General features: G+C 38.1%; 12 protein-coding genes. 8 read left to right on the plus strand and 4 right to left on the minus strand.

The genetic code is table 11. The features are described from left to right. Positions 1–106 precede the first annotated feature (106 nt). Both IPM56_16875 and IPM56_16880 read left to right on the plus strand, forming a co-directional pair. Positions 107–2,749: a valine--tRNA ligase gene (locus IPM56_16875; protein ID QQS35890.1), complete on the plus strand. Its 2,643-nt coding sequence runs from the start codon at positions 107–109 to the stop codon at positions 2,747–2,749. 210 nt (positions 2,750–2,959) lie between these two features. Beyond that, positions 2,960–3,460: a DinB family protein gene (locus IPM56_16880; protein QQS35891.1), complete on the plus strand. Its 501-nt coding sequence runs from the start codon at positions 2,960–2,962 to the stop codon at positions 3,458–3,460. A gap of 8 nt (positions 3,461–3,468) precedes the next feature. On the opposite strand, the gene IPM56_16885 is transcribed toward IPM56_16880, so the two are convergent. After that, positions 3,469–4,278: a matrixin family metalloprotease gene (locus IPM56_16885; GenBank protein ID QQS35892.1), complete on the minus strand. Its 810-nt coding sequence runs from the start codon at positions 4,276–4,278 to the stop codon at positions 3,469–3,471. A gap of 188 nt (positions 4,279–4,466) precedes the next feature. Here IPM56_16885 and IPM56_16890 point away from each other — a divergent pair, with 188 nt between their 5' ends. Continuing rightward, positions 4,467–4,895: an OsmC family peroxiredoxin gene (locus tag IPM56_16890; GenBank protein QQS35893.1), complete on the plus strand. Its 429-nt coding sequence runs from the start codon at positions 4,467–4,469 to the stop codon at positions 4,893–4,895. Between the two features lie 42 nt (positions 4,896–4,937). Here the strand turns inward: IPM56_16890 and IPM56_16895 are convergent, their stop codons facing one another. Further along, entirely contained in the window at positions 4,938–5,225 is a 288-nt protein-coding gene (locus tag IPM56_16895) for an N-acetyltransferase (GenBank protein QQS35894.1), read from the minus strand. 425 nt (positions 5,226–5,650) lie between these two features. On the opposite strand from IPM56_16895, the gene IPM56_16900 reads away from it, so the two are divergent. From IPM56_16900 to IPM56_16915, 4 genes are all read left to right on the plus strand, one after another. Then, positions 5,651–6,079 (plus strand): hypothetical protein, encoded by a 429-nt coding sequence (locus IPM56_16900; protein QQS35895.1) that lies wholly within the window; start codon positions 5,651–5,653, stop codon positions 6,077–6,079. 40 nt (positions 6,080–6,119) lie between these two features. After that, positions 6,120–9,212, plus strand: a complete 3,093-nt coding sequence (locus IPM56_16905) for a T9SS type A sorting domain-containing protein (GenBank protein QQS35896.1) — start codon at positions 6,120–6,122, stop codon at positions 9,210–9,212. Between the two features lie 226 nt (positions 9,213–9,438). Next, positions 9,439–9,990: a sigma-70 family RNA polymerase sigma factor gene (locus IPM56_16910; GenBank protein ID QQS35897.1), complete on the plus strand. Its 552-nt coding sequence runs from the start codon at positions 9,439–9,441 to the stop codon at positions 9,988–9,990. Next, complete coding sequence (locus IPM56_16915; GenBank protein ID QQS35898.1) at positions 9,990–11,168, plus strand: hypothetical protein; 1,179 nt, start codon at positions 9,990–9,992, stop codon at positions 11,166–11,168. Before IPM56_16910 ends, IPM56_16915 begins: the two co-directional genes overlap by 1 nt. Positions 11,169–11,170: 2 nt before the next feature. On the opposite strand, the gene IPM56_16920 is transcribed toward IPM56_16915, so the two are convergent. Together IPM56_16920 and rocF are read right to left on the minus strand one after the other, a co-directional pair. After that, positions 11,171–11,674, minus strand: a complete 504-nt coding sequence (locus IPM56_16920; GenBank protein QQS35899.1) for a hypothetical protein — start codon at positions 11,672–11,674, stop codon at positions 11,171–11,173. Between the two features lie 21 nt (positions 11,675–11,695). Then, positions 11,696–12,619 carry an arginase gene (gene rocF / locus IPM56_16925; GenBank protein ID QQS35900.1) on the minus strand — a complete coding sequence of 308 codons (924 nt, stop codon included), beginning with the start codon at positions 12,617–12,619 and terminating at the stop codon, positions 11,696–11,698. 160 nt (positions 12,620–12,779) lie between these two features. On the opposite strand from rocF, the gene IPM56_16930 reads away from it, so the two are divergent. Then, positions 12,780–14,126 (plus strand): SpoIID/LytB domain-containing protein, encoded by a 1,347-nt coding sequence (locus IPM56_16930; GenBank protein ID QQS35901.1) that lies wholly within the window; start codon positions 12,780–12,782, stop codon positions 14,124–14,126.

Consider the following 14,126-nt stretch of genomic DNA (forward strand, 5'->3'; position numbering starts at 1 on the left):
GCTCAGTGTGACATAGTGGTCAGATTTTCTGAAGTAATTTCCCCTCAATTACGCACATCAATTTTTCTTATATTTGCATTCAATATTTTCACTAACAGAGATACGAATGTCCTCAACAAACTTTTCAGAATCCCCGCAGGGAGCGGGGCAAGTTCCCAAAGCTTATGATCCTTCTATTGTAGAAGATAAATGGTACAGGTACTGGCTTGAGAATAATCTTTTCAATTCAGATATAGACAGTTCAAAGAAACCTTATACGATAGCAATACCTCCGCCGAACATTACCGGTATGTTGACGATGGGACACATTCTTAACAACTCACTGCAGGATATTCTCATCCGCACAAAACGTATGCAGGGTTATAATGCATGCTGGGTTCCCGGCACCGACCACGCCTCAATTGCAACCGAAACAAAGGTGACGAAGTTTCTTGAGGAGAAAGGAATAAAGAAGTACGACATCGGTCGTGAAAAGTTTTTAGAGCATTGCCAGGTTTGGAAAAAAGAATACGGCGGAATAATAATCCAGCAGTTGAAGAAGCTTGGCGTTAGCTGCGACTGGCGGCGTGAACGTTTTACTATGGATGATGATTATTATCACGAAGTAATTAAAGCGTTCGTTGAACTTTACAAGGAAGGAAAGATATACCGCGGTTACAGAATGGTTAACTGGGACCCGGCTAACAAGTCCGCAATTTCTGATGAGGAAGTAATCTTCAAAACTGTTAACGGTAAGTTGTGGTACTTTAAATATCCCGTAATGAACTCGAATGAGTTTGTTGTTGTAGCTACCACACGTCCTGAGACTATGCTCGGTGATACAGGCATTGCTGTTAATCCTAATGATGAACGTTACAAACATCTTATCGGCAAAAAAGTTTTACTGCCTATCGCTGAAAGAGAAATACCCGTATTCGGTGATGAGTATGTTGATATGGAATTCGGGACAGGTGTTGTAAAGGTAACTCCCGCACACGATGTTAATGATTATGAGATGGGTAAGCGACATAATCTTGAGTTCATTAATATTTTTAATGATGACGCAACTACTAACGGAAATGTTCCGGCTGATTTTAGAGAGCTTGACCGCTACGAGGTAAGAAAAAAAGTTGTTGCCCGTTTGGAAGAGTTAGAGCTTGTCCAGAAGATTGAAGATTATCAGAATAAAGTCGGCTACTCCGAACGCGGTAATGTTCCGATCGAACCATACTTAAGTGAGCAGTGGTTTATGAAGATGGATGAACTTTCAAAACCCGCGCTTGAAGTTGTGAGAAACGGCAGAGTTAAGTTTTATCCGCAGCACTGGGAAAAAACTTATTATCACTGGATGGAAGGAATTAAAGACTGGTGTATATCACGACAGCTTTGGTGGGGTCACCGTATCCCGGTCTGGTATAATTTCAAAACAAAAGAAGTTTATTGTGATGTTAATCCTCCAAATGATTTAAATATTTGGAAACAAGACGAAGATGTTCTTGATACGTGGGCATCAAGCTGGTTGTGGGCGCACGCAATATTTAAAACGGATGATGAAAGAAAATATTATTACCCGACCAGCTCATTAGTAACCGGTCCGGATATAATTTTCTTCTGGGTTGCGAGAATGATAATGGCTGGCATGCATTTTATGAATGACATTCCTTTCAGTGATGTTTACTTCACGAGTATCATTCGTGATTCGCAGGGAAGAAAGATGAGTAAGTCGCTCGGTAATTCTCCCGACCCGCTTGAAGTGATAAAAGATTACGGTGCAGACGCGTTAAGGTTTACCGTGATATACTTAGCGCCGCTTGGTCAGGACGTTTTGTTCAGCACTGATAAGTGTGAACTCGGCAGAAATTTTGCAAACAAGATGTGGAATGCCGGAAGATTCCTTTTGATGAACAAGGAAACAATTCCCGTTAAGAGTGAATTAATAGACACGCATATAGACTTTGCGGATGAATGGATAATCTCACGCTTCAACGAAACACTTCAACAGCTTAATAAAGCTATGGATGATTTTGAGATAAATAATTCGCTTAAACTTATTTATTCTTTTATATGGAACGATTACTGTGACTGGTACATAGAGTTAATTAAGAACAGGCTTTATTCTGATAATGAAGAAATAAAATCTGCGGTACTGACACGCGCTATTTCAATTTTTGAAAATGCTTTAAAGATTCTTCATCCGTATATGCCGTTCATAACTGAGGAGCTTTATCATCTGCTTGGTGAAAGAAAGAACGGAGAGAGTATTTCTACTTCATCGTATCCGCTGGAAAATGAAAGCCTCATTAACAAGAATGCTGAAACTGAAATGGCAATGGTGATGGATATCATTACGGCGATAAGGAATATCCGTGGTGAGATGAACATTGCGCCTTCTAAAAAAGTTAACGCAATTATCAAGACTTCATCAGTAAAGCCGCACCAGGTTGAGTATATAAAAAGGCTTGCAAAAGTTGAGGAGCTTTCAGCAGATGCAAGCATAGCAAAACCCAAAGCGAGTGCTTCGGCTGTGTTGAGTAGTTGTGAAATATATATCCCGCTTGAGGGGTTGATTGATCTTGATGTTGAAAGAGCACGTCTTCAGAAGGAGATAACAAGACTTGAAGGTGCATTAACAGGAATTCAGAAAAAGCTGTCGAATGAAAAGTTTGTTGCTAATGCCGCCCCGGAAGTTGTTGAGAGAGAACGCGCTAAGGAGAAGGAATGGATTGCAAATATTGGTAAGTTGAAAGAGATATTGGTGAGTTTGGGTTAGAATAATTTTAATTGAAAAATATTTCTATTGCCGTTGACTTCAGTCAACGGTAGTGATCTCTGAAATTAATTCAATGACTTTAGTCACATCAAAAAAAATCAAATGTGGTTAAAGCCTAAATCATACTGTTATTAACCCCCGGCATAAATGCCGGGGCAATTTTATGAAATAGTTTTAGAAAATAGACAATTATACAAAGGGAGAAGAAAAATGTACTACAAACTAAATGACTTCTTAAACGACTGGGCTTATGAATCACAGGCAACATTGAAGCTGCTGAATAATCTTACCGATGAATCACTAACAAAAAAAATCGGTAATGACGTACGTACTCCCGGAAGAATTGCATGGCACATTACAACATCTATGAATGAAATGGTATCGCGTACGGGATTATCTTTCGATAGTAAAAATCACGAAGCTCCTGTTCCCGCAACAGCAAAAGAAATTGTTGATGAGTATAAACATTCATCTGAAAATCTTGTAAAAGAACTAAAAGCAAAATGGAATGATGATTCTCTTAAGACTGAAGACAACATGTACGGTGAAATGTGGTCGAGAGGAAAAACTCTTGGTGTGTTAATTACACATCAGATACATCACCGCGGACAGTTGACTACTTTGATGAGATTATCAGGTTTAAAAGTTCCCGGTATTTATGGTCCGTCAAAAGAAGAGTGGATCGGTTACGGCATGCAGCCGCAGGAGTAAAAGAAGTTTCAGCGTTTTACCAGTTTATTTTTGAATCCAAGATTAATAACATCACGGATTGCGAGTTTATCGCCAGCCGAGAGATCATTAAATTTCATTTCGGAGTTGGAGTCGGGATTAATAACTGAAAACATTATGTCTTCTTCGTTATTACTATGACCTAAACCAAGTGCGTGACCGAGCTCATGAATGATTGTGTTTTTTATTTCACCTTCGGTTACCGGTTTGTTGTTAAACTTGAGTAAACTAATCTGAATATCAGCGAACTTAATTTCTTTCCTGTCATTTGTTTCATATTCAGTCAGCCCGAGATAATTTTCATCATATTTTTCCATAAGATTATGAATGAATCTTATCGATATATCTGCGTTTGAAGATGAGGATGTTTCAACAAATTTAATTCTGCTGTCTGCCTTCATCCAGTGATTGAAAGCATATTTTATAAACTCTCCGTATTTCTTTTTAAAATATTTTGATGATGTGGATTTAACATACACCTTAAGTGGGAAATCATATTCATTCCAGTGCTTTCCATCCCACAAAGAATTTTTTGATTTGTCTACCCGGAAATAATTTTTTCCGGAAGATTCATTTTTGTTATATCTATCCCAATGATTTCTGTCGGAACTTTTATTATCTAACTTTGATTCTTTTTTGCTGTCACCGTAACGACTATTCCGCGCCTGTTTTTCATCCTTAACAACTGTGCCGTTATTTGCATCAGCTTTTGTATTTCTTGAAACCTGCGCAATGCTCATTCCCGAAACAGCAAGCAGAAACAGAAATACGACTGAAATATTTTTGAGTTTGTAAATCATCTTCTTGATTTAACCAATAAAAATTTTTTCTTGATTGAGCATAAAAAAAAGAGAATTAAAATTCCACAGAAATATTATGGATAGAGCAGGTTTCTTTTGACCCGAAATGAATGGTATTCTTTTAGTATATTAGCGCACAAATTTTAATCAAAAAATCACGCAATCTTAAACAAAAAAGGAGAATTATTATGCCTGTCAGGAGTGCATCCGCAGAATGGCGCGGAGATTTAAAGGGCGGTAAAGGGAACCTAACAACCGACAGCAAAGTGCTGAACAATAATGAGTATAATTTTATATCAAGATTTGATTCGGGAACTGTTACAAATCCCGAAGAATTACTTGGTGCATCACACGCCGGTTGTTTTACAATGGCGCTTGCCAATGCTTTATCAAATGACGGATTCAAAGTGAATTTAATTTCAACAGTAGATAAAGTCCATCTTGAAAAAGGAGATGCCGGATTCGGAATTTCAAAAATTGAGATAAGCACAGAAGGCAACGTTGAAGGAATTGATGCTGCAAAGTTTAATGAGTACGCAGAAAAAACAAAAACAGCCTGTATAATTTCGCGGGCACTTTCAAGTGTTCCGATGACCCTTAACGCCAAATTAAAATAAACTACTCTTTACAGCCGCATAAAATTTTGTGCGGCTGCAGTTTCATGCCCTTGTAATCAATTCTTTGTACTTATCATTTTTTTGCATGTAATAATGAACATATGAACAGGTGGGAATAACCGTGAGATTATTTTCGAGCGCGAAATTCAATGCAGTTTCTGCGATTGATCCCGCAATCCCTTTCCCGCGTAAATCGTGAGGCACGTATGTCGAACGTAAATCTATAGTGGTAGCATCTTTCATGAAATAACGCAGGTAAGATTCTTTCCCTTCGATAGTGCAATAAAACTTATGATTTTGTGCATCGTGAATTATTTTCGGATTCATCATTTTGTTCCGTATAGTACTTAAATTTTCTGATACAAAAATACATAAATTCAATTTCAGAACCTTCATACTGTCAATAGTATAAAGCTGATTAAAATTTTTTTCTGTCAGAATGATGTTTGTTAAATAAAAAATAATTATTTAAACTTCCGGCGTGATTTAATCCGACATGATTTCAGTATAAAAGCAAAGATTAACTGTAACAATCAAAACAAGGATTTATTTTAAGCAGTTTCCTCCTAAAAATTTTGTTCCGTTCATACTTCGAATAATTTGAATTACCTGGTTAATAATCACAATGTGATTGGCATGGGAGCCGGAATTAACTAAAAAGGTATTGTGCTCAATATGCTATAAAGCAGGTTTCAAAAGCCATTACGAATTTCTTTAAATCAAAATAATTTAAACACCACTTACAGGGATATGTCATGAAGCTATTTGTAAGCTTTCTATTATTGCTGGCAGTTACATTTCTCACTTCCTGTTCAACTTGTAAAGAGACAAAGGACTCCGGCACATCAACCAACCAGAATAACCCGACAACAGTCACTCCGAATGTATCAATAGTTACTGCCGTGGTAAAAGAAATCAATTCAAAAAATGAAACTGATTTTACCATCAGCGCAACTATAGTTGAAGTGCAGGAAACTGACCGCCTGCCGAGCATTGCAGTAAAAGGTAATGAGTATAAACTCATTCCTAATTTCAGGTATGATAACGACAAGCTGATTGAAAGTGATGTTAATGACTCATTGAAAAAACTTGGCAGACTGAGTGAAGGTAAAAGTTTTAAAGCAGAAATATCTTATGAATATCAAAAGGGATGGTATATACAAAAAGTAATTAGTGTTGAATAGTAAATGAAATTCAAAAGTTTAACTAAACAAGAGGTATAAAATGAAAAAGAATCTGTTACTATATTTTCTTTTTGTGGGACTGTTGTCTGGTTTCTTTTATCTTCAAACCGGGGAACATGAATTTACGAGTGAGGACTTTCAGCAGCACAGAATTGAAAAGAAAAAAGCAAGACTGAATTTGAAATATGATCAGCCTGACAAAGCCATGAAATGGTTTTATGATCAGCGTGCATACCCTAATGGTTTCATTCCTGAACGATGGCAGGAAGAAGCAATGGAACATATACTGCTGCATAATCAGTCCCCAGCAAGTAACCCCGCAGCACTTAACTGGACGCAATTAGGTCCGGGAAATATCGGTGGAAGGATCCGGGCAATCGCTGTTCATCCTTCCGATCCGAATACAGTTTACATTGGTGCTGTGGCAGGCGGTGTTTGGAAAACCGTTAATGGAGGAACTACCTGGACACCGTTAACTGACTTTATGGAAAACATTGCGGTGTGTGCTCTGGTAATTGATCCTGATAATCCTAACACAATTTATGCAGGTACAGGCGAAGGGTTTTTTAATGGCGATGCAATTCGCGGCGCAGGTATCTTTAAATCTGTTGATGCGGGTGCAACCTGGTCACGTTTATCTGCCACAGACAATTCTGACTATTACTACGTTACGGATCTTGACTATGATAACACAAATAATGTTCTGTATGCTTCAACCAGAAAAGGATTATATTCATCAAACAACGGCGGCTCATCATTCACAACTCATTTATCAGGTACAGGCGGAAGTGATGTACATTGCACAGATATAGAAATTGCGTATACATCGCCCGTTACTGTTTATGCTGCGTTTGGTTTATTCGATCAGTCACAGATATGGAGAAGTACCAATGCAGGATCAACATTCGAGTTTAACTATGGATTAACGGGTGCCGGTAGAATTGAATTGGCAGTTTCGAAGTCAAATCCTCTGGTTGCTTATGCTTCATTTATGGATCTTAGCACTAACGGTACAGGCGCAATGGCTTATACTAATAACGGCGGTGGTTCATGGTCTGCAAGAACAGTCCCCGGCCCTTCTTATGCTGGACAAAGTACATATACAGGATCACAGGCATGGTATGATAATATACTTGCTGTGGATCCCGATAATGCAAACAATGTGCTTGCAGGAGGCATTGATAACTGGAAATCAACAAACAGCGGAAACAACTGGACACAAAAAACAAACTGGTACTCTGAAGCAGGTGCACCACCTTATGCGCATGCAGATCAGCACGGCTTAGCATTCGCTCCATCTAACTCAAGTATAGTATATCTTGGTAATGACGGCGGTATCTACAGATCAAACAATAAAGGTGAAACCTGGACATCATTAAATAATGATCTTTTCATAACTCAATTTTTTTATGGAACAACTGCATCATCAGGAACTATATACGCCGGCGGAACACAGGATAATGGTACTTTAAAATCAACCGGAGGCACTGCATGGAATGAAATTCTTGGTGGTGATGGCGGCGCAACAGAGATTGATTTCAACAATCCAAACAATATTTATATGGAGTATGTTAATCTTGCATTCTTTAAAACAACAAATGGCGGGGCAACATTCTTCAAGGCGATGACGGGAATTCCCACAGGTCCGAATTTTTATGATGGAACCACCGATAGAACCCAGTTCATTTCCCCGTTCTCTATGGATCCTAATGATGCCAACACAATCGTAGCAGGCACATACAGAGTTTGGCGTACACAAAATGGTGCATCAAACTGGTCTGCTATAAGTACAGACCTCACAGGTGACGGTTCCGGTCAATCAGGTGCAACAATATCTGCAGTTACAGTAGCCAAAGGAAATTCCGGTGTTATATATGCCGGCTGTTCAAACGGAAGAGTTCAGGTTACAACTAACGGCGGTACTAACTGGAACCTTAGAAATTCGGGTTTACCAAATCTTAGTGTAACAAAAATCGCAACTGATCCTAACAATCCTGCAGTTGCATATGTTACTTTCTCCGGTTACCAATCGGGTTCAAAAATTTTCAAGACGGACAATTACGGACAGAGCTGGTCTAACATTTCAGGAAATTTACCAAACCTGCCCGCAAACTGTGTTGCTGTTAATCATTCAAACGGAAATAATATTTTTGTTGGAACTGACCTTGGAGTATTCTCAACTGAAAACGGCGGAAGTTCATGGGTTCAGGACGTGAATGGTATGGCAAATGTTCCTGTACTGGATCTCGACCTGCGCGCGAGTGATAATAAATTATTCGCTGCCACACACGGCAGAAGTATGTACTCAGCAACCATTGGAGGCGGTGGCGGCGGAACACAGACTACATTGATGCAGCAGGGATTTGATCAGGCATTCCCTCCGGCCGGATGGACCACACAAATTTTAAACTCTTCTTATACATGGCAACAGGGAAATCCACAGAATAATAATTTCAATCAGATTGACCCTTCAAGTACAAACTCAGCTATTTGCCCCTGGGTAGCACAAAATCAAAACGAATGGTTAATATCACCGGCTTTTGAATTGGGTAACGGAAGCGCTTATGTAGAATTTTATGCTGCATATAGTACTCAGTGGCTTTCTGCAGCGACTTTAAAATTACATGTTTCAACAAATGGCGGTTCAAACTGGCAGGAAATCTGGTCTGCTGAAAATGATGGTCAGGGTTTTATGTGGAGACAAAAGAATGTTGATCTTACAGCTTATTCAAACAGGTCAAATTTAAAACTTGGCTGGCAGTATGTTGGAAATGACGGCGATCTTGTAGGATTAGACGGAATTAAAATAGTCGGCTTCCCTACATCAGTTGAAGAGATTGATTCTGAAATTCCTGAAACGTTCGATCTGTCGTTCAACTATCCTAATCCATTTAACCCATCTACAAAATTCAGATATGCTCTGCCTGAAGCACGAAATGTAAAAGTAATTATTTACAACATTAATGGTGAGAAAGTAACCGAGCTTGTAAATAATTATCAGAATGCCGGAACGTATGAGATTACATGGAATGGCAAAAATGATTTGAATCAGGAAGTCGCAAGCGGAACATATATATATTCTGTTGTTGCCGGAGATTTTTCCCAAACACGGAAGATGGTACTGCTTAAGTAATATTTCTTAATCATTCAAAGGCTGTCTTTCACTTTATTGAGAGACAGCCTTAATATTTATTTGTAAATCATACAGGCAGCCTTTAGCTAAATTATCTAAAAATAATCACTTACAAGCGTCTCATTCATTGATTTTTAGAATACTTAATACTACTTTTGTGCAGGTTTTCAATAACAACCACTAAAACAAATTGAGTTCAAGATCATCCTTTTCTGATTATGAGCTTTTGAAAAAAGTTACGGGGAAAGATAAAAAAGCCCTTGAGACTTTATACTCAAGATATTCGCCAACTCTTTTTCCACTTCTTTTAAAAATCCTGAAGAATGAAAGAATAGCTGAAGAAACTCTTGTTGATATTTTTGTGATCATCTGGCGCAGAGCAGGTTCATTTAATTTTGGTCAGGAAAATGTTTATGCATGGATAATCGGAATAGCAAGAAACAAAGCGGTTGATTTACTTCGCAGGAATTCAGAAGACAATACGATTGAAGAATACACCGAGGATTATGAAACCAGGTATATTCTCCCTGTTCTATCCTCCGGCTTAGCCTCTATGGATTACAAAGCTGCCGTTGAGTATAAATCCAAAATAACAGATGCATTTAATGAACTTACTGACGCGCAGCGTTACGTGATTGAACTGGCATTTTTTGACGGATTAACTGAAAGTGAAATAGCACAACGATTGAATATCCCGCTTCCAACAGTGCAATCCAAAATAAAAATTGCTTTAAATAACCTGAATGAGTTTCTGTTAAAAAGCAGGAAGAAACAATAATGTCATCCGAAGACCTGAACGAAAAAATATTTGCTGCCGCTCTTGGATGTCTTGATAATAATGACCTGCTTAAATTCAGAGAACTTTCGGGCACTCAAAAAGATTTTCCGGAAAAAAATTATGCGGTGTATCAGCAGCTTGTCTCATTACTTCCGCTGATACTCGATAACGCTGAGCCGGATAAAAATGTTAAGGATAAAATCGCAAGAAAAGTATACCGCTTGAAGGATACTGCGCCGAACAAATTTATTGATTCGTTAACAACTCCTTCACAAAAACCACAAAACGAAACAAAAGAAATAACTGACCCCGAAGAAGAAAATAATATTTCCCAAACATCTGATAACATCATCATAAATGTTCAGAAGGAAGAAGTAAAACCTGATGCAATAATTCCGGAGCCTGTTGAAGTCAGAACACCGGCAAATATTGAAATCCCAAAGCAGATCACTGAGAGGTTTGAGAAAATTAATTCACTGTCGGATGATAGCGCAAAGGATGATATAGTTTTTACTCAAAGAAAACTTGATATTCCGATAGAAGATAAAAAACGTAAACAGCCCAGAAGAGAACAGGCAGCTGATGATATTGACGATGTAGTGCCGGTTGCATTACCTAAAATCGACGATGAAGGTGAAAAGAAAAGTAAGTTCTTTACAATATTGCTGATACTGATTACAGCAGTTGTGCTTGTTGGCGCGGCTTTTATGTACATAAAGTTTACCGGGGAAACCGATAAATATTTTCAACAGGTGAATACGTTAAACAATAGAATCACTGTTTTAAATGATGAAGCTGCGGCAAACAAGAAGCTTCTGGACTTGTTTGAATCAGAGAATTTAAAAGTAATAAACCTGAATCCTCTTAAAGGTGACAGCACATCGATGGTCAGGATTTTACTTGATAACAACTATCGCGGATTTTTACAGACAAAGTTTTCGGGAACAATAACTCCAGGTAAAACACTAAGACTATGGGGATTGAACGAAGTTGAAAAATTAATGCTTGTGGAATTCAAAGGTGAAGATCAAAATAAATTTTACCCGGTTGATGTGTCTTTTCCTTCTTCACCATCGGAAGTGATTTTAGTATTAAGCACTGAAACAATTGCGAATTCGATCGCTCAAGACAGTTTAGTTTTCAGCGGAAGTTTTTTCTTTAACCTCCCAGCCGAATAATTTCATCTCTTTCGGCTCCACAAAAAACTTAAAACAAGAGTAATTACAAAAACAGCCCAGTACTCTATTACAACTCTTTGCACGGAAAGTGCAAATAAATTCAAGTTGAGTTTTCCCCTTTTAAAGATTACTGCAAGACCAACACTCAAAAAAATAACAGAAAGTATTGCACTCAAAAAGTATTTTCTGTCTTCAATGAACAACACCGCAAATCCCGCCGAACAAATAAACATAGTAACCGGAAGGATGAGTAATCTTAGATCCGGAAATTCAAAATAACTAATTGTAATAAGGAGAATCCCCAGCATAAAGATTGTAGTCCCGCTGAAAAGCGCAATCCGTTCATAATTACCAAAATGATTTATAACTACAATGATCCCGTAGAAAACCAGTACATACCCGCTGTATTCTATAATACTAAAATCAACGACACCAAAAGCTTTTAACAAAACTGAAAGAAGGAAAACACCGGCAACGTAGTAAACTATTGAGGAATTGTTTTTCAAAATTATCAGCCTGAAAATATTTTATAAAATTCTTTGACCCATACTTGAGGCAATAACATCGGCAGTAAATAAAGCACTTTTATTTTTATCATCAAGAATAGGATTAACTTCGGCTATCTCAAGTGATGACATACAACCGCACTCAGCGATTGATTCCATTAACAAGTGAGCTTCACGATAACTTAACCCGCCGGGCACTGGTGTGCCCACTCCCGGGGCAACTGCGGGATCTACAGAATCAACATCAAAACTAATGTGAATGTGATCGACTTTTTCCCTGAATTGTTTAAGTACGCGTACTATTATCCTGTGAATGCCAAGCTTGTCAATATCGCTCATAGTATACACGGGAACTTTTAATTTATTAATTATTTCTTTCTCAAGTGAATCAATGCTTCTTATGCCGATCAATGCGCAGTTCTCGGGTTTTACTTTTGGTGCGAATCCCATAAAGTTGACAAGCTTATCGTTCCCCACTCCCATAAGTGCGGAAAGCGGCATTCCATGAATATTACCTGATGGAGAAGTTTGATCCGTGTTCATATCAGCATGCGCATCTATCCAGATAACTCCGAGTTTTAACCTGTTCTTTCTGCAGTGCGCTGCAATTCCCGTAATCGTACCAAGCGCCATTGAATGATCACCGCCGATACAGAGAGGAAAGTGTCCCTGGTCAAGTACTTTTTCAACTTTTTTTGCCAGCACTGTGGAAGTTTTAAGTATTTCATTTAAATACTTTAATCGGGGATTTGTAATCCGCTGTTGCTCCATGATCTGTATGTGAATATCACCGCTATCAATAATTTTATAGCCAAGTTGTTCAAGTTTCACCTGGATATCAGCAATGCGTAACGCGGAAGGACCCATATCCACGCCTCTTCTGTCGGCACCAAGATCCATAGGGAATCCGATGATATTTACAATCTTGGAATCTTTCTTTTTCATTTTTTGGTAGTTAAAAATTAAATGAGGTAAAAATTTTCCGGGTTCAATATACGAAGAGACATCTTATAATGTTTATAAAATAAATTGCTTAATTCTTATATTTTGTTTTTGAAAATGACCAGTTTAGAAAATAATAATTAAGGTCAAGGCACAAACACAAATGAAACTTCCATCCAAAGAACCGGAAATAAGTGTCGGTATTACATCTGATAAACAGATTAACTTTGAATTGTACGGCGACTTCAAATCCGGAAACTCTAATGATGAATTCAGCGGAAGATTCAGTGCGGAAATTATTAATGACAAGATCAGCTTTAAACGCGGAAGTGAAAAATACGAAGCTCAGGATAATGTAATTTTTGTGCCGCAGGATATTGAAACTGAATCGTTCCTTGTTAAAGATGTAACGATAGGAAAAAAATTTCACTGGGAGCGTAAAGAAAAACAAAGATTCATCGGTACGCTGAAACTCATAAAGGACAACGGCAAACTAACTGTTATAAATATTCTTCCCCTTGAAAAATATCTTGTAAGCGTTATCTCATCTGAGATGAGCGCAAAAAGTTCCTTGCAACTGTTAAAGGCTCATGCTATTGTTTCGCGAAGCTGGCTGCTTTCTAATATTAAGTCCCGCACATTAAAAACCAAATCCTCTTTCGGTGAGTTTCATGAAACCGGCAGCGAATATATTAAATGGTATTCAAGAGAGGAACATGAACACTTTGATGTTTGTGCCGATGATCATTGCCAGAGATATCAGGGAATTACCAAGATATCTTCAGAAGGCGCAAGGAAAGCGGTTGAACAAACTAACGGTATTGTTTTGTTGTATGACAATTCAATCTGCGATGCCCGGTATTCAAAGTCATGCGGAGGAGTTACTGAATCATTTGAAAATGTATGGGAGCCCGTCAAGTACGATTACCTCACTTCAATTGTTGACTACAAGTTTGATCAGGATAACTATAACATAGATTTTTCTTCCGAACAAAATGTAAGGAAGTGGATAGTTTCAAACCCGCCTGCTTTTTGCAACACTAAGGATGACACGATACTTAACCAGGTACTCCCGGCTTTTGACCAGGAAACAAAAGATTTTTACAGATGGAAAGTTGAATACTCTCAGGAAGAAATTTCATCAATTATAAAAACTAAAAGCGGGTATGACTTTGGTAACATTATCGATTTAGTTCCGGTTGAAAGAGGCGCTTCGGGAAGATTGGTAATATTAAAAATTGTAGGCTCTGATAAGTCACTCGTTGTAGGTAAAGAACTCGAGATCAGAAAATATTTATCACTTTCTCACTTATATAGTTCAGCATTTGTTGTTGACAGACTTGACGTAAAAGAAAATATTCCCGGGAAATTTTTAATCCGGGGTGCCGGATGGGGTCACGGCGTTGGAATGTGCCAGATCGGTGCAGCAGTAATGTCACAGCAGGGTTATCAGTTTGATGAAATTCTGCTTCATTATTTCAAAGATGTGAAATTAAAGAAACTATATTGA

Source organism: Ignavibacteriales bacterium (genome assembly GCA_016700155.1).
Classification (GTDB): Bacteria; Bacteroidota; Ignavibacteria; order Ignavibacteriales; family Ignavibacteriaceae.

Excerpts from the sequence above, each read along its gene's own strand:
- IPM56_16875 (QQS35890.1), top strand. The coding sequence starts at position 107 with ATGTCCTCAACAAACTTTTCAGAATCCCCGCAGGGAGCGGGGCAAGTT.
- IPM56_16880 (QQS35891.1), top strand. The coding sequence starts at position 2,960 with ATGTACTACAAACTAAATGACTTCTTAAACGACTGGGCTTATGAATCA.
- IPM56_16885 (QQS35892.1), bottom strand. The coding sequence starts at position 4,278 with ATGATTTACAAACTCAAAAATATTTCAGTCGTATTTCTGTTTCTGCTT.
- IPM56_16890 (QQS35893.1), top strand. The coding sequence starts at position 4,467 with ATGCCTGTCAGGAGTGCATCCGCAGAATGGCGCGGAGATTTAAAGGGC.
- IPM56_16895 (QQS35894.1), bottom strand. The coding sequence starts at position 5,225 with ATGATGAATCCGAAAATAATTCACGATGCACAAAATCATAAGTTTTAT.
- IPM56_16900 (QQS35895.1), top strand. The coding sequence starts at position 5,651 with ATGAAGCTATTTGTAAGCTTTCTATTATTGCTGGCAGTTACATTTCTC.
- IPM56_16905 (QQS35896.1), top strand. The coding sequence starts at position 6,120 with ATGAAAAAGAATCTGTTACTATATTTTCTTTTTGTGGGACTGTTGTCT.
- IPM56_16915 (QQS35898.1), top strand. The coding sequence starts at position 9,990 with ATGTCATCCGAAGACCTGAACGAAAAAATATTTGCTGCCGCTCTTGGA.
- rocF (QQS35900.1), bottom strand. The coding sequence starts at position 12,619 with ATGAAAAAGAAAGATTCCAAGATTGTAAATATCATCGGATTCCCTATG.
- IPM56_16930 (QQS35901.1), top strand. The coding sequence starts at position 12,780 with ATGAAACTTCCATCCAAAGAACCGGAAATAAGTGTCGGTATTACATCT.